The following is an 18778-nucleotide window of genomic DNA, read 5'->3' on the forward strand; positions in this document are numbered from 1 at the left end:
TAGTTAATTATGAAGCAAATAGCTGTTTTCTTACTGTGTTTGATGTTGGCCTCTTGTCAATATTTTGATGTACAGAAGACCTCTTCTGAAGCTATTTTAAAAAAAGAACTCAAAACTTTTAATTGGAAAGAAGTAGACAGTTATCCAAGTTTTAAAACTTGCGATACTTTACAGTCAAAATTAGATGCTAAACAGTGTTTTGAGACAACCTTAGCTAATCATATCTCAAGTAAATTGCAAGAACAAACTATTATTGTGTCTCAGGATATAAATGACACAATTTTATTATCCTTATTAATTTCAGAAAAAGGAGAATTAGTTATAAATGCTATAGAAATAGATAGTGTTACTACCCTAGAGATTCCAGAAATTAAAACTATAATTACCAATAGCTTGGATACGCTACCTACAATTTATCCAGCTATCAAACGTGGACAACAAGTAAAGTCTCAGTTTAAATTACCTATAGTGTTACGGGTTAATTAATGGTGGTTATTAAAATTTAATAGCAAACTTTTTCATTAGTCTTAAAATTTCAACATACAACCAAATTAAAGTAACTAAAAGTCCCCAAGTTGCCATCCACTCTTTGTGCTTTGAAGCTTTGTTTTTTTGTCTTTCTATGTAATCAAAATCTAGTAAAAGTGATAATGCAGCAAAAATGGCTGCAAAAATATTAAAACCAATAGCTAGCCAAGAGGTTCCCCATATAAAAGATTTAATTCCAAAAAAGCTTAAAATCCATGAGATAATATATACTACAAATATAGTCGTGCACACGGTAATAATAACACTTTTAGTGGTGTTGGTTACTACAATTAAACGGGTTTGATATAAAAACAAAACCACAAAAAAGGTTACGATGGTTACACCTATGGCTTGATACGGTAAATCCGGAAACCTAGCCTGAGCATAAGCAGTAATACCACCAAGAAAAAAGCCTTTTACGACAGCGTACAATGGTACTAAAACATGAGCCCACTGTTGTCTAACAGAAAGCACAATACTAATAACAATAGTAGCAAGCATACCTCCAGAAGCAAACCATTTAATACTGGTTCCGTTGGCATAAAGCTTCCAAATGGCAACAACAATAGTTGTTATAACTAGTAAACAAAATAAGGTTTTGGTCATAATACCTGTAACTGTCATTTTATGACCAGAAGCAGGATTTTGATTTTTCCAAAAGTAATTTGTAAATGCTGGATTAGAAGTTTTTTCTAAATAACGCATGTTATAAATTTAACTTATAGCCTAAAGCAAGATCCAAAGGAAAGTTACCTTCGTTATCTATAAAAGCTGCAAATAACGAATCCACAACAAGCGTGATATACCCATTTCCTAATTTGTAATCGGCTCCTAAACCAAAAATTAAAGGCACATCAAACCCAGAATTTTTTACTTCATCAATAATTATTGTTTCCGTATTATTAGGGTCTTGATAGGTAATAGTAGTTTTAGATGTAGTAAAAGTAGCAAACTTAGTTTGTCCGTAAATATTAAAACTTGGTTTGTTTAAAAATCTAAAGCGGTAACCTAAAGCAATTTGGGTTGCGCTATATTTAAAATCGTCAGTATCTCCTGCACTACGTATATTTAAAAACCCAGAATGTTTTGGTGTTGGATTGTCCTGAAATACTTCCAATTCTGCTCCAAAAAAGGGTACAGATTTATTGTCTGGATTAACCACAAAAGGATGGTTGGTTAAACCACTAAAAATACCAACTCTAGTTTTTAATTTTGGCTTATCGCTATTATATGTATAACTAGCATCGCTTGATGCATTGACTTGGTTAATAAAATCTTTTAGACTGTAAAGTGTTAGTTTTACTTTGGACGCATCTTGACCTGTTGTAGCCTTTAAAGTAGTTTGATAAGCATTATCATATTTATTGTTTGTGCCTTTAGTGTTTGTCAATTCTGTTAAGGCTTCATTTTGACCTTTAATAAAGTAACGATAACGTCCTTCAAAGGTGTTCCATAACAAGTCGTAGTCACCTTCTACCTCTGTCTTAAGTTCAATTTTTTCGTTATTAAACGTATACGTGTTTTGTGCAATAGTAAGCGTTGTAAAGCTTAAGGCTAAAAATAAAACTAGGGTTTTCATAATGCTGTAGTTTGGTTTAATGCTAAAGTAAATGTTTTTGGCTGAAAAAGCTATTTCTTAAATGTTCGGTTTTTCCATTTATAGGTTGTAAACATAGATATAAAGGCAATATAAACACTAAAAAATGGGTAAATAAAACAGCTCCACAAATAATGCTTAAGCAATTCTTCTTTATTAAATAATTGGCAGGCTTTATAAATTAGTATAAAGTCTATAGCTACTTTTATAAAAAATAGATAAGCAAAAGGTTTTAATGCAAATAGTCCTAAAGCCACTAATAGTAATCCAATTAAAAGACTAGCATTCATTAGTAATACTAGTAGCCCAACAATTTTGGCAAAATTATTCTTGTAATTACTAGTTTTGCTAGCCCAACGCACACGTTGTGATATTAAGTTTTTAAGATTACTTTGTGGTTTTGTGGTAACTATAGCTTGATTGTTTTTTAAATATAGAATGCTTTGATTATCAGTTTTTACAGCTTTTTCCATTAAAAAAATATCATCACCACTGGCAATATTTGTATTGCCTTCAAAACCATTTAGTTGTTTAAAAAACTGTTTTTGATAAGCTAAATTTGCGCCATTACATAAAAATGGTTTGTTAATGCCAAAACCACCTATGGTAGCACCAATTAGACTTAAAAAATCTAAAGTTTCAAAATAATTTAATAGTCCTTTGTTTTGATTATAGCATACTGGTCCAGCAATCATTTTTACAGTATGACTTTGTATAAAGTTATCAAAACTATCTAACCAGTAAATGGGGACAATACAATCTGCATCTGTGGTAATAATCCATTGGTGTTTAGCTTGTTTAATGGCAGATGTTATAGCGTCTTTTTTTGGTGAATTTGTTTCGCGTTGATTGTCTATTATTTTAATGCTATACTCAGTGGTTTGGCTATGAGATAGTTGATTTTTAATGGTTTTAATAGAATCATCTTCTGAGTCGTCATTTACTAAAACAACCTCAAATAAATGTTTAGGATAATTTAAGTTTAAAAGAGAGTCTATTAATTCCGGTAAATTTTTGGCTTCATTTCTAAACGGAATAATTACCGTAAACGTGGTCTTTGGAGTAATATCTTGTAGTCTAAATTGTTTTACTTTATCAAAACCTAGTACAAAAAAGCCTATTAAAAACAGATATAGAATAGTAATGATTACAAAGGTGATTAGCATTTAATGTTGGTTTTTGTTGGATTAAAGCGTAAAACAAAATAACTTCCAATTAGTCCTGGAATTGCAAAATTAAGACACCACATAATTAACGCACAGCTTAAAACAGGAAGTTCTGCAATGTTAGCAAATCCAAATAAATAAATGGCAACGCTTCCTTTTATAACCACATCAAAAATTGAAATAGCCGGAATAATAGATGCTAGTAAATACAGTGTTGTAATTATTACCATAGCATTAGGATAACTTATTTCAATTCCTAAAAGGATTAAAATATAATAAAACTGAAAAGAGAATATTATATATCGTAATAACGATAGTACAAAGCCAATTGTAATGTAAGGTAAACCTAATGTTTTGGTATAATTAGTTGTTTTTTGAATAGAAAACTCCTTTATTTTATACTTACTTTGTTTTAATACAAATAGTGTTATTACAAAAATAGTGATAGCTATAAGTAACCCTCTTGATATTTTAATAAAATCAACAGTTATGTCGTACGTATTATAGTATAAAATAAGACCAATAACGCCTAAAATAACTGTAATACCCATTTGCATCATATTACTAATTAAATTGATTAGTAATATGCGTTTTCGGTCTGCTTTTGGGTAATAAATGGCTTTGGCACCATATTCTCCAATACGGTTAGGTGTTAATAAAGATGCTGTTAAGGCACCTAAACTTTGCTCTGAAGCTTCAAAAACCGACAGAACCTTAAGCTTGGATACTAAAAAACGCCATTTTATAATTTCTACAAACCAGTTTAAACCACTTAAAAAACTTAAAATCACTATGTTTTTTAGACTAAACAGTTTGTTTTGGTTTAAAAAGTGAATAAAATGACTAAAATTTAAAGTGTCATTATATAGTAGTTTTTGGTAGATAAAATAAAATGCACCAACAACTATACTTAATTTAATAAGTACAAAAAAGAATTGTTTAGTTTTGTAAGGCAAGTTGCTGTGCATAAAAGTTGCGCCAATGTTGACGTTTGCAAATTAAACTAAATATTACATAATGTTATCTACTATCAAACACTATTGCTTACTATTAATTGCTGTTTTTGCTTTAAGTACAGCAGACGCACAAATAGAAACTAGTAAATGGAAAGCCTTATTTGCTGTAGGTTTTAACAGTCCATCACAAGACGGATTGGTGACTCCTTTTGAAGCTAATAGTATTAATTTTCCAACCATAAATTTAGGTGTCCAGCGTATGTTTACGCCACAATTAGGAGCTAAATTAGACTTTGGTTATAATCGTTTTGCAAATGCAGATAATACACCAGAGTTTAAAACAAACTACACACGTGTAAATTTACAGTTTGTGTATGATGCTACACGCGATTTTAATTTTTTACCGTTTGGAACTGGATTGTTATTTCATGTTGGTCCTGGTTACTCTATGATAAAGCCATTAGGAGATTATGGTGATAATAAAACTTCGTTTTTAAATGCAATGGGTGGCATGGAATTTCACTATGGAATAAGTCAAACAGTTTCAGCGTTTGTGGATGCCTCTTATATATTAGGTTTTGCAGACAATTTTGAACCAATCACAGAAGGTTATGGATCTTTTAATGGCAATATGTTAACTGTAACTGTTGGTGTGGCTGTATCATTAAGCGGATGTTATACATGTAATTAAATGAGTAAAGAGCAAATTATACTAGGTATTGATCCAGGAACAACCATTATGGGTTTTGGTTTAATAAAGGTGGTTAACAAAAAAATGAGTCTTATTCAATTAAATGAATTGGATCTTAAAAAATACGATGACCATTATTTAAAGCTGAAATTAATTTTTGAACGTACCATAGAGCTAATTGAAACTCATCATCCAGATGAGATTGCTATCGAAGCACCTTTTTTTGGTAAAAACGTACAAAGTATGCTTAAGTTAGGTCGTGCACAAGGTGTCGCTATGGCTGCAGGATTAAGTCGCGAAGTACCAATAACAGAGTATGCGCCAAAAAAAATTAAAATGGCAATAACAGGTAATGGTAACGCTAGTAAAGAGCAGGTTGCTAAAATGTTACAAAGTATGTTGGGTATTAAAACCTTACCAAAAAATCTAGATTCGATGGATGGACTTGGAGCAGCTGTGTGCCATTTTTACAATCAAGGACGTGTGGAGATTGGTAAAAGCTATACAGGTTGGAGTGCTTTTGTAAAGCAGAATGAAAAGCGTGTTAAAAAGTAGTAACACTTATATTTTACAACTAATAGCTTAATAATATGTCAGGAATATACATACACATACCGTTTTGCAAGCAAGCCTGTCATTATTGTGACTTTCATTTTTCGACGTCCATGAAAAAGAAAGATCAGCTTATTTTCGCTTTAGCGAAAGAAATGGAATTACGTAAAGACGAGTTTAAAAATATAACGGTAGAAACCATCTATTTTGGAGGAGGTACACCAAGTGTTTTGTCTGCAGACGAATTGCAATACTTGATAGATAGTGTCTATTTAAACTATAAAGTCACAGATAATCCAGAAGTTACCTTAGAGGCCAATCCTGACGATTTAAACAAAGAGGTTATAATTAAACTCTCTAAAAGCCCTATTAATAGACTTAGTATTGGTATTCAATCTTTTTATGAAAAGGATTTAAAACTAATGAATCGTGCACACAATGCACAAGAAGCTAAGCGCTGTTTGCAATTAGCAACCCAATATTTTGATAATATAAGTTTAGACTTAATTTATGGGATACCAAATAGTACAAATGCAGAATGGTTGGATAATATACAAACTGCATTAAGCTTTGGTGTGCCACATATTTCTAGTTATGCCTTAACCGTTGAGCCTAAAACAGCACTAGCTAGTTTTATTGCAAAAGGAATTATAGATAATGTGGATGACGATTTGGCACACGAGCAGTTTCATATTTTAATAGAGCAATTAGAGCAAGCAGGTTTTGATCATTACGAGTTATCTAATTTTGGTAAAAAAGGCTTTTATAGTAAAAATAATAGTGCTTATTGGTTAGGTAAGCCATATTTGGGGATTGGACCTTCTGCTCATAGTTTTAATGGAGATCAGCGTGCTTGGAATGTAAAAAACAACGCGATTTATATCTCCAAAATTAATCTTAATCAATTACCATTGGAGGTAGAAACTTTGACTGTAAATGATAAGTATAATGAGTACGTCATGACTGGATTACGTACTATTTGGGGAGTTTCGTTAGATAAAATTGAAAAACAGTTTGGAGAATCTTTTTTGGAATACTTGTTGCAACACGCTAATCAGTATATAAACAAACAAATGTTGTATATTGAGGATAACAACTTAAAAACAACAAAAACCGGTAAGTTTCTAAGCGACGGAATTGCTTCGGACTTATTTAAAATTATCTAATTTTGATTTCTACAATAACCATAAACAATAAAAAATATACCGTAAACTTAGCGCAACCTTTAGACATATCTATGCCACTTCGCGCTTCAATATCCAATGCTAATGCTTGGTATGTTGATGCTCCTAAAATAGAACCTGTAGTCGTTAATGACTGGACTGCAAGCGTTAAAGAAGGTGCATCAATAAATTTTAATAACATTCAATTTAATCCACATGCACATGGTACACATACTGAGTGTGTTGGTCATATTACAGAGCAGTTTTATAGTGTAAATAAATGCTTAAAACAGTTTTTTTATTTAGCTGAAGTTATTTCTGTCGCACCAGAATTAATAGGAGAGGATCAGGTAATATCAAAAGCGCAACTACAATATTTATTAAAACAGCGCAAACCTAAGGCTTTAGTTATAAGGACTATGCCTAATACTAAAGAGAAAAAATCTAGACAATACTCCAATACAAACTGGCCTTATTTAACAGAGGAAGCTGCTTTATTTATAAAAAAAATAGGAGTAAAACACTTATTGATTGATTTACCAAGTGTTGATAAAGAGAAGGATGATGGCAAACTATTAGCACATAAAGCCTTTTGGGATTTTAATGGTAAGATTAGAAAAGACGCCACAATTACAGAGTTTATATACGTGTCAAACAAAATTGAAGATGGGAAGTATATTTTAAATCTTCAAATCGCTCCAATCGAGAATGATGCAACACCAAGTAAACCTATATTATATAAAATCGAAAATTAAATGGAAACATTTTTTACTTTAATTATAGGAGGAATCCTAGGGTTAGGTGTCTATACGCTTTATAATCATTTACAAAACAAAAAAAAGGTAACAGCACAGTCTGTTATACTATTGGATAAAATAAAAAAGGTCTGTAAATTTATAACTGTAGAAGGGGACTTTGCCGAAATCTATCACTACGAAGACGTTAAAGAACGGTTTTTAAAATTAGTGTCAAGCAAGAAAAAAGCCTTAGTAGTAATTAATGCTAAAGCCTATGTTGGTTACGATTTTAATAAAATTGAATTAACGTCAAACCATAAAAAAAAGACCGTAACTATTAGTCATTTTCCGCAGCCAGAAATTTTATCTATCGAGACTAATATTAATTATTACGATAAAAAAGATGGCTACTTTAATAGATTTGAAGCCACAGATTTGACCAATTTAAGCGAGGAAGCTAAGCAACATATTAGAGACAAAGTGCCAGAAAGCGGATTGTATAATGTGGCAAAAAAAGAAGCTTTAGAATCTTTACTTCTTGTAGAAAATATTGTAGAGACTATTGGTTGGACTTTGGACTATTCAGCTTTAAAAATTAGCGCTAAACAAGATAAGTTATTAAAATAAAGTGCATTTGGTCGATTAAATCAGTATTTAGTCAGATTTGATGTTTTAAGGATGTATATTTATGGTAACCTATTTATGTTTTAATACCTTGATTTCTAGAACCAAAGCTATTAGTTATGAACAAATTTTTACAATACATTAATGACACTTTATTAAGCCTAGACATTCCGCCAATCGCAACCAAGGAAGAAGCCCATTATTTAAAAAAACTAAGGAGGCAATCTAGCAAGTCTAATACAAAACATCAAAAATAAAATTAATTTGACTTTATATGGATATAGAGCAATTACGTACCTATTGCTTAAGTAAGCCAAAGGTTACCAATTCTTTTCCGTTTGATGAAAGCACCTTAGTATTTAAAGTATTAGGTAAAATGTTTGCGTTAGTACCACTAGAAAAATGGGAGCGTGGACTAGCATCTATAAACTTAAAGTGCGATCCAGAATATGCAATAAACCTACGGGAAGCTCATGAAAGCATTGTGCCTGGTTGGCACTCCAATAAAAAACATTGGAATACGGTCTACATCCATAAAGCCGACTTAAAACCAGAATTTATAAAGCAATTAATAGACCACTCCTATGATATGGTAATCAAAGGAATGACTAAAAAAATGCGGTTAGAATTAAAGTCTTAAAAACATTTATCGACACTTAACTGCAACTTATCTATATATAATTCTCTTTTAAAGAAATAAAAAATTCAACACGCTATACCATGTTACCTTTGACACCATTAAACATATATTCTCACAGTATGAGTGTTCTCAATTTTTTTAAAGCCAAAATAAAAGTCATAACTAATGTTAAAGACAATACATTAGATAATATGTATGACAATCAGTATAGTAAAAGTTTGTATTTAAATTTAAAGCAATTAGAATTTATTTCAAATTTTGAAATGCATCTAGATAATAAAGACGTAGATAGTTATTCTCTTAGTTTTCTTCAAGAGCTATCTACAATTAAGCAGTCTGCTAAGTTAAATACAATACAATCTATTCGTTTTTACAAAAACCAAAAGTAGGTTTTCCATTCGTCGACACTTAAACGCTATCCGTCGACACTTATCAATGTCTAACCGAAATATAAATTTTAAACCTTGATTAAGGGGTAAATTTCGATGGATTAATACAAATACCCTCAAGATGATTAAAAAACTGAAAATTCTTCTAATTGAAGATGACATGATTGAAATAATGAAATTGAACAGAACAATTTCTACTCTAAAATTAGATCATACTATTATTGAAGCCAATAATGGTGAAGTTGCATTGCAAATATTAGAGAAAAAAGACAACTTACCTGACATAATTTTATTAGATTTAAACATGCCTAAAATTAATGGTATAGAGTTTTTAAAAATTTTAAAGAAGGATGATGTTTTAAAATATATTCCTACAATAATTTTGACAACGTCTAATAACCAAAAAGACTTGTTAGAATGTTACAAAACAGGTGTTGCAGGATATGTGATTAAGCCTTTAAAATATGAGGATTACGTAATCAAAATTGAAAGATTATTAGCCTATTGGAGTATAAATGAATTAATAGTAGTATAAGTAATGAAGGGTATAGTTTTTACAGAATTTTTAGAGTTAGTAGAAGACAAGTTTGGTCTAGAAATGGTTGATAATATAATAACCAGCTCTACACTAGAATCCGATGGAGTTTACACAGCTGTTGGGACGTATAGTTTTTCAGAAATGCTTCAGCTTTTAACACATTTAAGCGAAAATACTGGTATTTCAATAGATAACTTATTACTGGTTTATGCAGAGCACTTTTTTAGTGTAATAGAAAACAGTTATCCTGGATTATTAGCAACTTATAAAGATCCAATCGAGATGATTTCGTCTATTGAAAATCATATTCATGTAGAAGTTAGAAAAATTTATCCTGACGCAGAATTGCCAACGTTTGAAGTCGTGGAAAAAACTGAAAACTCTTTAGTAATGATTTATACTTCAAGCAGAGCAATGCATCACTTTGGTTTAGGGTTAATGAATAAAACATTCGCGCATTTTAATGCAACAGCAACTATAGATTTACAAAAAATTAAAGAAGACGGAACAGAAGTTAGATTTGTTATTAATAAAAATTAATGAGTCAAGATCAGTCAGAAATATTAAAGCGTGCTTTAACTAGAGAAAAGGCAGCAAGAAAAGCTGCTGAAAAAATTCTTGAAGAAAAATCAAGAGAACTCTACTTTACATCTCAAAGGTTAGAACAACTTCTAGACGAAAAATCCTCACAACTTCAAGGTGTTTTCGAGAATATAGCTGATGCTTATGTCGTCATGGACCTACAAGGAGATGTCATAAAATTTAACGAAGCTGCAACAAAATTATTTGGTTACGATGTCTCTATAGATAAAGTAAATGTTACCAATCTTATATATAAGGCAGACTACCAATACGCTATGACTTCTTTTTATGAGTTATACACTAAAGGTTTTTTTAAAGGTTATGAAGCCAGAGTATACACCAAATCTAAAGAAGTAAAATGGGTGCATATTAATGCTAGTATCATTTTTGATAAAGATAAAAAACCAGTTGCTGCACAAGGTATTGTTAGGGATATCACCAATCAAAAAATTTCTGAAGAAAAATTAATAGAATCTGAAAACAGATTAGCATCGTTAGTTGTTAATTTGGATAGTGGTATTATACTAGAAGACGAAAACAGAAACATTGTATTGACTAATAATAAATTTTGTGAGCTATTTGGAATAAATGCTGAACCTAAAGATTTGATAGGTTTAGATTGTAAAGCAGCTTCAGAGCAAAATAAAATATTATTTAAAGATCCAGATGGGTTTTTAAAGAGAATGAGAGCAATTGATGAGGCCAAAAAAGAGGTGCTTAGTGATGAGCTAGAAATGGTTGATGGTAAAATTTTAGAACGTAATTATACGCCAATTATAATTGGCGAAAAGTCTAAAGGGTATTTGTGGACATTTAAGGATGTGACCCTAAATCGTACCTACAGAAAAAGTTTAGAAGCGCAAAAGCAAAAGTATTACAACATAATTGCTAACATGAATTTAGGACTGGTAGAGGTTAATAATCAAGACGAAATCTTGATGGTAAACCAAAGTTTTGAAAGAATGTCAGGTTATACTCAAGAAGAGGTCAAAGGTAAAAATGCAAGAGAGTTGTTTATTATAGATGGTGGTTCTGAAATTGTCTTAGAGGAAAACAAAAAACGATTACAAGGCCAATCCAGTTCTTATGAGCTTAAAGTGAAAAACAAGGCAGGCGAAGTTAAATATTTATTAATAAGTGGTGCTCCAAATTATAATTTAGATGGAGAAGTTGTAGGATCCATTGGTATCCATTTGGATATTACTGAGATAAAAAACTTAGAGTTACAAAAAGAAAAACTATTATCTAAATTAGAAAAAAGTAATGACGAGCTGCAAGAATATGCACACATAGTGTCTCACGATTTAAAATCACCTTTACGCAGTATTCACGCACTAGTTAGTTGGTTAAAAGAAGATAATCAAGGAAAGTTAGATGATGTAAGTCTTCAAAATTTTGCGTTGATAGAATCTACTCTAGAAAAAATGGAGCAACTAATTACAGATGTTTTAAATTACTCCAGCGTAGGGTCAGATAATTCTGTAAAAACTGAAGTCGATTTAAATACTATGGTTAGTGAGCTAATTAGTATGTTGTACATTCCTGACCATATACAAATAAAAAGCCTTAATATATTACCAAATATAAAAGGAGATAAAACCAAATTACAGCAGTTATTTCAAAATCTAATTAGCAATGCAGTAAAGTTTATTGATAAAACAGAAGGACATATTAACATAGATGTGGAGGATTTAAAAAGTCACTACAAGTTTTCAATTCAAGATAATGGTATGGGAATTGATAAAAAGTTTCATGATAAAATATTTAAAATATTCCATGCACTTAATAAAAGTAAAGACTCTACAGGAATAGGATTATCTATTGTCAAAAAGATAGTTAATTTACATGACGGAGAAATTTGGTTAGATAGTCAACCAACTGTAGGAACCACTTTTTATTTTACATTAAAAAAATAGCAATGAAAACAGTACAATTAGTAAAACATAAAAATAAAAATTGGGAATATGTTGTTGAAAAACAGGATTTAATAGAACCTTTAGTATTGGTTTTTGGAAATAGATTTTTGTTGGAAGAAAAAACGGTATACCAAGACCTTAGACAAATTTTTCCTGATGGCCATATTGTTTTTGCATCTTCTTGTGCAGAAATTTCGTCTAATACAGTTAATCAAAATAGTATTACAGTTACAGCTATTCAATTTGAAAAAAGTAAGTTTTTAATCAAAACAAGTAATGTTTTGAATAAAGATTTAGATAGTTTTAAAACAGGAAACGAATTGATAAAACAATTTCCTGAAGAAGGATTAAAATATGCTTTTGTAGTCTCAGAAGGTAGTTTTATTAACGGAAGCCAATTAACAAAAGGGATGAGTGCAGCTACAGATGACAACCTGCTAATAACAGGAGGACTATGTGGTGATGATGCGCGTTTTGAAAAAACATTAGCATCCTACAATGAAAACCCAAAAGAAGGAGAGCTAGTTGCTATAGGGTTTTATGGTGACACACTTGAGATTTCGTTTTCAATTCATGGTGGATGGACACCTTTTGGTCCAGAGCGTATAGTTACTAAATCTAGTGGTAATGTGTTGTATGAGCTGGATAATCAACCAGCTTTAGATTTGTACAAAACGTATTTAGGAGACAAAGCTAGAGACCTTCCAGGAGCAGCCTTATTATACCCTCTAAATGTAACGTCTGAAGACGAAAATCAATCCATTGTGCGCTCGATTTTAAATATAAACGAAGCGGAAAATGCTGTAATTTTAGCAGGAGATATTAAAGAAAACTCCAAAGTACAGTTAATGATGACTAATGTGGATCACATAGCTAATGCGTCAGAGCGTGCAGCAACCCAAGCCTTAACGCACAGAAAAAACAAACCAGAATTAGCTATACTAGTAAGTTGTATTGGCAGAAAAATTGTTTTAGACCAACGTGTAGAAGAAGAAATTGAAGAAGTTATTGAGGTTATAGGTACTGACACAGTAATCAGCGGATTTTATTCCTACGGAGAAATAGCACCATTTCATGGAGAAGTTGCGTGTCAATTACATAATCAAACCATGACTATAACGCTAATTAGCGAATAATGAATTCATTATTAAAAAGACAAATACGCAAATATTTAAGTGAAGATTTAAAAAACAACGACGCACTTTCAGAGTTTTTTAATGCTATAAGTAGCTCTTACAATAATTTTGACGAGCAATCACATATGATTCAAAGAGCAATGTCTATTAGTTCTGACGAGTTGTATGCAGCAAATCGTAAATTACAAAACGAAGCTGAAGAACAAAAAGTGGTTATTCAAAAACTAAAAAGTGTTATAGATACGCTTAAGTTTTATAATCTAGAAGAAGATCAAAAAACTGAAAATATAGAACTTACAGGTTCAAAATTAGTAGACTTTATCGATAATCAAACCAAGGAGATTATCGAAATGAATAAACAAAAACAAGCATTATTAAATGAGCTGGCGCACCAAAATCAGGAGCTTAGTGACTATGCACACATGGTATCTCATGATTTAAAATCACCACTTCGTAGTATAGACGCTTTAACGTCTTGGTTAACGGAAGACTATGCTGAGGTTTTTGATAGTAATGGAAAAAATACATTAGGCCTAATAAGAGATAACGTGGAAAAAATGGACACACTTATTAGTGGTATTTTAGAATACTCTACGATTGGTAAAAATCAAATAGAAACCTACGATGTAGATGCTAATCTGCTAATAGAAAACATTCTAAAAATTATCCATGTACCAACTAATATTAGTGTTACTAAAACCAATTTACCAGTTATAAAAGGTGATAAATATAGGTTGCAACAATTGTTTCAAAACCTTATTAGTAACGCTATTAAATACAATGATAAAGACCAAGGCGTTATTGAAATTGGAGCGGAAGATAAAGCCAACTACTGGCAATTTCACATAAAAGATAACGGTAAGGGTATTGATAAATCCTACTTTAATAAAATATTTAAAACCTTTATAAAATTAGAAAACAATCCAGACTCAACAGGAATTGGATTGTCTATAGTTAAAAAAATTGTCGAATTATATGGTGGTAAAATCTGGCTAGAATCTCAAGTCAATGTTGGTACAACATTTTATTTCACTTTAAAAAAATCCCCAAATGGAACAACCTAACCAATCCTACATTAACAGTCTATCAGGAGGTGATGAAGCCTTCAAACAAAAGCTAATTGATATTATTAAAATAGAGTATCCAGAAGAGAAACAAGTCTATTTTGATAATTTTGAAGCTAATAATTTTAAATTAGCAGCAGATAATGTGCATAAACTTAAGCATAAAATTAGTATTTTAGGCCTTGAAAAAGGTTATGAAGTAGCAGTGGCTTACGAAAACAATTTGTTAGATGGTGCTTCTGATCTTAAAGATCAATTTGAAGCGATATTAAAAAGCATAACCGACTATCTAGAAGAAATTTAAATATAAAAAAATATGAATTGTATTATCATTGATGACGAAGCTACAGCAAGGATGATTATCTCTCAATTGTGCTCAAATGTACCAAGTCTAAATGTTTTGGAAGAGTTTCCAAATGCAATGCAAGCCATAAAATATTTAAATCAAAACGAAGTAGATTTAATTTTTCTAGATATACATATGCCTGATTTTACTGGTTTTGATTTTATCGAAACCCTTAAAAATCCACCTAAAATAGTACTTACAACATCAGATCCAAATTTTGCTATTCAAGCTTTTGAATACGACTGTATCGTTGACTATTTAGTTAAACCTATAACTTTAGAGCGTTTTAAAAAGGCAATTGATAAAGCAGAATCAATAAAGGAAACGACAGCTAAACCAGTTTCAAAATCTGAAAATGTAGAAACCTCTTCTGGTAATGATTTGTATGTTAATATTGATAGACGTTTAATTAAAATTGATATTCCAAGTATCTATTTAGTTGAAGCTAAAGGTGACTATATTCAAGTTAAAACAGAGGATAAAAATTATACAGTACATTCTACATTAAAAAAAATTGAAGATAAATTACCAGATGATTTGTTTTTAAAAGTCCACAGATCTTACATCATTAATATTAAAAAAATTATTGATATCGAGGACAATAGTGTATTAATCAAAAAAGACGTAATTCCTGTTAGTCGATCTAATAGACCAGAATTAATGAAACGTTTAAATTTACTATAACAGTATCTCTTTAAATTATTTGCGTGGTACCTAACTTATATCTTATTAACACGTTAGGTAGTGTTTTATTTGTGTTATTTTTAAATAAATCATAGACGTAAGGTTAAAAAATTAGCTAATCTGTTGATTATTACCATTCGTCGATAGTTTAAAATGCACTAATCGAAAAACTATAAATCCAGCAAGCTTTAAAATTAGTTTTGTCATCAAACAACTAAATAAAGATGAAAAAACTAACCGTAACCCTAATCGTATTATTCAATATTTTTTTAATGTCTTGTTCTGTAGAGGAAGAGGTGAATACACCTGAAAGCTATAGTGCTACAATCGCAGATGTATCTTACACGCAATTGGATTATGAGATTATAGAGTTGATTAATAATTACAGAATTTCTCAAGGATTATCAAGTTTGGCTATTTTAAATGAAGCTTCAAAAGAAGCTATTGGTCATAATCAATATATGGTTACTCAAGGTACACCAAGTCATGACTATTTTTATTTACGTTCTCAAAACCTAAAACAAACGGTTAATGCAAAGACAGTTTCAGAGAATGTTGCTTTTGGATTTAGTAATGCGCAAGCTTTAGTTAATGCTTGGTTAAATAGCGAAGGTCATAGAGAAAATATAGAAAATCCAGAAGCAACAAACATTGGTATATCCACAAAACAAGATGCAGAAGGTAAAAACTATTTTACTAATATTTTTGTAAAACTATAAACGTAAAATTAGTTTAACTACAGTTAATTATCATTCGTCTACACTTATAAAGCATCAATCGAAAAACGAGTTTTCCAGCAAGAATTACAAGTAAATTTGTCTTGTAAATAAGAAACAATTACATCATGACTAAAAAATTACACTCAATTAAAAAGCAAATATTAGCACTAGCAATACTATTAATAAGCGTTTCTAGTCTAGCACAAGACACACCTTTTAATTGTGATTATAGTGCGTATTTATTTCAGTATAATGATGTTTATGCTGTTGACTTAGCTTCTGGTAATGCTTTTATAGCTGCTAAGGATATTACGCCAGGTAATATTAATGCAGCAGCTTACAACCCAGCTGATGGATTTATTTGGGGTTATTTAAGCTCGCCATCTAAAACAATAGTAAGAATTGGTAGCGATTTTCAAACAACAACGTTTACTATTCCAGAGTTGACCTCAGGAAATAAATATGTTGGAGATATTAGTCCAAACGGAATTTATTATTTTAAAGCAGGTGGAACTAGTTATTATAAAGTGGATTTAGATCCAAACTCAGCAACATATACACAATATTTATCTACAGAAAGCTTATCTCAAAATATCAGTATACACGATTGGGCTTTTAATGCAGTGGACGGTAATTTATATGCAGTAGAAAAAAGTACAAATATTTTATACCGTATTGATCCAACTACAAGTACTGTTCAGGCTTTAGGTGAAGTGCCAATTTTGTCAGGATTAAATTATACTTATGGAGCTGTTTATTTTGATGCAGATGGTCGTTTTTACGTGTCAGCTAATCAAACAGGTACAGTATATGTTATCCAAAATGTACAAGATGTAACCCCTTCAACTATTATGGATTCTAACTTATTTGCTTTTGGTCCTTCAAGTGCAAGTAATGATGGTGCACGTTGTCCTACTGCTCCAGTAGCACAAGAAATTTGTGATAACGGTATTGATGATGATGGTGATGGTTTAATTGATTGTGAAGATCCATCCTGTTCTGGATTTGGAAGTTGTGATGTAATAGCACCTCCAACTACAGCTAATGATGGTGGTTTGGAAAGTAACGGAAGATTGTCTGAAGCAATTAATAAGCGTAATTTTAATAGAGCAAAATCAAGTTATAAATTTGATCAGAAATCTGCAAAACGTGTAACAAAAGATACAAGTAATTTGTATTCTAATTATAGATCAGCAAGTACTAGTTTTCAATTACAAGATTTTATACCACTTACAACTATTAATGAAGATTATGCAATAGACTCAACACCTTTAGACTTACTAAATATTACTAATGCTACAGAGGTATACTCAGTAGACTATATGCAAGGAGGTGCTTCAATTGCTTCAATTTTAGCTTTAAAAACAGAAAATGGTGTGTATGAGCACACAAAATATATCTGTGATAGATTATTGGGAGCCGAGTTAATTTCGGTGTCAACCATTGCTATCAACGATCAACCGTTTATTAAATCAATTATTAAAAACGCTCATGGTAGTTTTGAGTATGTGTTAAGTTTGTCGGCTAAATTAGACAATGCTGATGCTAATTTTGCAATAGAGTCACATTGGAATTTAGATTTATATCAATCTGATGTAACGTTTTATAATTTCCAAATTTGGTCAGACTCAATTGATGATTTATACAATTTAGCTCAAGAGGTATTAAACTTAATGGATACGGTAAAGCCAATTTCGGAATATCAACTATCAACACCTCCAACTGTATTTGTTAGAAAAGGAAAATATAACAATGGTGCATTAGATCTTCAAATAATAAATACAAATGCGACTAACACTGTTGCTTTTGATTCTGGTTTTAGAACCACTGAAACTAGTGATTTTAACTACACTTCTAGTAGTCTTGATTTAAACGAAAATTACATTACAGAGATAACAGTACCGACTGGCCATTTATTTGATATTGGGTTTAGAATTGGAGACGGAATTAATACTCCAGATGATTTATTTATGTCTGACGGTCCTTGGGGTTTTGATGACTCTCAGGTGTCTACTAACGTCAATAATTATAATGTTACAGAAAACACGACTACATTTAATAGTTTAGATTTTCCAATAGAACGTAATGTGACGCTTAACGCAACCACAAGCACTTATTTTGCAGCTTACAGAGCGATAACATCACGTTTTAAAGCTGTTGATTTAACAGATTTTAATAGTCTTAAATTAAAAGCTAAAGGAACAGGAAACTTAGAGATTACATTAGTGAAGCAAAGTATTACTAATTGGGAAGAACAATACAAGACCACTATTGCTTTAACAGATAATTTTCAAAACTACGCACTTTCGTTTGCTGATTTCACATCTACCTTATCATTAGGTTTAGATGCAAATGATATTGTTACTATTGTTTTTACTATGGTTAGTGAAGATGGAAGTACTGTGACTAAAGAAATGAATTTACATGATGTGCGTTTTTCTAGAGGGACAACATTATCTGTTAATGATTTTGAGACAACAAGTTTGGAAAATAGTATTACAGCCTATCCAAATCCAATGGTGGATACATCAAATTTACATTTTACTACTACCCAATCTGAAACAGTACAGTTAGTTATTTACAATCAGTTAGGTAAAGTGGTTTATAATAAAACAATAAAAGCACAAATTGGTAAAAACCAGATAGCATTAAGCAGCCAAAATTTAAGTTCTGGATTATATATCTGTAAATTATCAAGTGTTAAAACACATTACAATCCCTTAAAGTTACTAATAAAGTAACAATTTCAT

The 18778-nt window shown here is 30.9% G+C and carries 22 protein-coding genes; 18 read left to right on the forward strand and 4 right to left on the reverse strand.

Annotated features, from left to right (window positions below; all coding sequences use genetic code 11):
• Nucleotides 1-9: 9 nt before the first annotated feature.
• Nucleotides 10-486 (forward strand): hypothetical protein, encoded by a 477-nt coding sequence (locus V6251_RS06665; RefSeq protein WP_341587519.1) that lies wholly within the window; start codon nucleotides 10-12, stop codon nucleotides 484-486.
• A 9-nt stretch (nucleotides 487-495) separates the two neighbouring features.
• On the opposite strand, the gene V6251_RS06670 is transcribed toward V6251_RS06665, so the two are convergent.
• Genes V6251_RS06670 through V6251_RS06685 form a run of 4 tightly spaced genes read right to left on the reverse strand, consistent with a single transcriptional unit; the run spans nucleotide 496 to nucleotide 4259 of the window.
• Nucleotides 496-1233 carry a Bax inhibitor-1/YccA family protein gene (locus tag V6251_RS06670; RefSeq protein WP_341587520.1) on the reverse strand — a complete coding sequence of 246 codons (738 nt, stop codon included), beginning with the start codon at nucleotides 1231-1233 and terminating at the stop codon, nucleotides 496-498.
• 1 nt (nucleotide 1234) lies between these two features.
• On the reverse strand, nucleotides 1235-2107 hold the full coding sequence (locus V6251_RS06675) for a hypothetical protein (protein ID WP_341587521.1): 873 nt from the start codon (nucleotides 2105-2107) through the stop codon (nucleotides 1235-1237).
• Nucleotides 2108-2157: 50 nt separating this feature from the next.
• Nucleotides 2158-3291, reverse strand: coding sequence for a glycosyltransferase family 2 protein (locus tag V6251_RS06680; protein ID WP_341587522.1), 1134 nt, complete (start codon nucleotides 3289-3291; stop codon nucleotides 2158-2160).
• On the reverse strand, nucleotides 3285-4259 hold the full coding sequence (locus V6251_RS06685; RefSeq protein WP_341587523.1) for a hypothetical protein: 975 nt from the start codon (nucleotides 4257-4259) through the stop codon (nucleotides 3285-3287). The genes V6251_RS06680 and V6251_RS06685 overlap by 7 nt, the downstream gene beginning before the upstream one ends.
• 49 nt (nucleotides 4260-4308) lie before the next feature.
• On the opposite strand from V6251_RS06685, the gene V6251_RS06690 reads away from it, so the two are divergent.
• From V6251_RS06690 to V6251_RS06770, 17 genes are all read left to right on the forward strand, one after another.
• Nucleotides 4309-4938, forward strand: a complete 630-nt coding sequence (locus tag V6251_RS06690) for an outer membrane beta-barrel protein (protein WP_341587524.1) — start codon at nucleotides 4309-4311, stop codon at nucleotides 4936-4938.
• Nucleotides 4939-5493 carry a crossover junction endodeoxyribonuclease RuvC gene (gene ruvC, locus V6251_RS06695; RefSeq protein WP_292947980.1) on the forward strand — a complete coding sequence of 185 codons (555 nt, stop codon included), beginning with the start codon at nucleotides 4939-4941 and terminating at the stop codon, nucleotides 5491-5493.
• A gap of 35 nt (nucleotides 5494-5528) precedes the next feature.
• Complete coding sequence (gene hemW / locus V6251_RS06700) at nucleotides 5529-6656, forward strand: radical SAM family heme chaperone HemW (protein WP_341587525.1); 1128 nt, start codon at nucleotides 5529-5531, stop codon at nucleotides 6654-6656.
• A gap of 2 nt (nucleotides 6657-6658) precedes the next feature.
• A complete protein-coding gene (locus V6251_RS06705; protein WP_341587526.1) occupies nucleotides 6659-7408 on the forward strand; it encodes a cyclase family protein in 750 nt (249 codons plus the stop codon).
• Complete coding sequence (locus V6251_RS06710) at nucleotides 7409-8017, forward strand: DUF4230 domain-containing protein (protein ID WP_145003957.1); 609 nt, start codon at nucleotides 7409-7411, stop codon at nucleotides 8015-8017.
• A gap of 116 nt (nucleotides 8018-8133) precedes the next feature.
• Complete coding sequence (locus V6251_RS06715; protein ID WP_186439215.1) at nucleotides 8134-8271, forward strand: hypothetical protein; 138 nt, start codon at nucleotides 8134-8136, stop codon at nucleotides 8269-8271.
• 17 nt (nucleotides 8272-8288) lie between these two features.
• Nucleotides 8289-8654, forward strand: coding sequence for an MmcQ/YjbR family DNA-binding protein (locus V6251_RS06720; protein WP_341587527.1), 366 nt, complete (start codon nucleotides 8289-8291; stop codon nucleotides 8652-8654).
• A gap of 119 nt (nucleotides 8655-8773) precedes the next feature.
• The gene (locus tag V6251_RS06725) at nucleotides 8774-9043 is read left to right on the forward strand and encodes a hypothetical protein (protein ID WP_341587528.1); all 270 of its coding nucleotides are present in this window, start codon (nucleotides 8774-8776) and stop codon (nucleotides 9041-9043) included.
• 121 nt (nucleotides 9044-9164) lie between these two features.
• The gene (locus V6251_RS06730; protein ID WP_145003948.1) at nucleotides 9165-9578 is read left to right on the forward strand and encodes a response regulator; all 414 of its coding nucleotides are present in this window, start codon (nucleotides 9165-9167) and stop codon (nucleotides 9576-9578) included.
• A 3-nt stretch (nucleotides 9579-9581) separates the two neighbouring features.
• The gene (locus tag V6251_RS06735; protein WP_145003944.1) at nucleotides 9582-10121 is read left to right on the forward strand and encodes a heme NO-binding domain-containing protein; all 540 of its coding nucleotides are present in this window, start codon (nucleotides 9582-9584) and stop codon (nucleotides 10119-10121) included.
• The gene (locus V6251_RS06740) at nucleotides 10121-12079 is read left to right on the forward strand and encodes a PAS domain-containing sensor histidine kinase (protein WP_341587529.1); all 1959 of its coding nucleotides are present in this window, start codon (nucleotides 10121-10123) and stop codon (nucleotides 12077-12079) included. Before V6251_RS06735 ends, V6251_RS06740 begins: the two co-directional genes overlap by 1 nt.
• A 2-nt stretch (nucleotides 12080-12081) precedes the next feature.
• On the forward strand, nucleotides 12082-13215 hold the full coding sequence (locus V6251_RS06745) for an FIST signal transduction protein (protein ID WP_341587530.1): 1134 nt from the start codon (nucleotides 12082-12084) through the stop codon (nucleotides 13213-13215).
• Nucleotides 13215-14279 (forward strand): sensor histidine kinase, encoded by a 1065-nt coding sequence (locus V6251_RS06750; protein ID WP_341587531.1) that lies wholly within the window; start codon nucleotides 13215-13217, stop codon nucleotides 14277-14279. Before V6251_RS06745 ends, V6251_RS06750 begins: the two co-directional genes overlap by 1 nt.
• Nucleotides 14266-14583 carry an Hpt domain-containing protein gene (locus V6251_RS06755; RefSeq protein ID WP_341587532.1) on the forward strand — a complete coding sequence of 106 codons (318 nt, stop codon included), beginning with the start codon at nucleotides 14266-14268 and terminating at the stop codon, nucleotides 14581-14583. The genes V6251_RS06750 and V6251_RS06755 overlap by 14 nt, the downstream gene beginning before the upstream one ends.
• Before the next feature lie 12 nt (nucleotides 14584-14595).
• A complete protein-coding gene (locus V6251_RS06760) occupies nucleotides 14596-15309 on the forward strand; it encodes a LytR/AlgR family response regulator transcription factor (protein WP_292947959.1) in 714 nt (237 codons plus the stop codon).
• 224 nt (nucleotides 15310-15533) lie between these two features.
• Nucleotides 15534-16028: a CAP domain-containing protein gene (locus V6251_RS06765; RefSeq protein WP_341587533.1), complete on the forward strand. Its 495-nt coding sequence runs from the start codon at nucleotides 15534-15536 to the stop codon at nucleotides 16026-16028.
• A gap of 125 nt (nucleotides 16029-16153) precedes the next feature.
• Nucleotides 16154-18769: a DUF6923 family protein gene (locus V6251_RS06770; protein WP_341587534.1), complete on the forward strand. Its 2616-nt coding sequence runs from the start codon at nucleotides 16154-16156 to the stop codon at nucleotides 18767-18769.
• Nucleotides 18770-18778 lie beyond the last annotated feature (9 nt).

The organism is Olleya sp. Ti.3.14 (assembly GCF_038154885.1).
GTDB lineage: Bacteria > Bacteroidota > Bacteroidia > Flavobacteriales > Flavobacteriaceae > Olleya.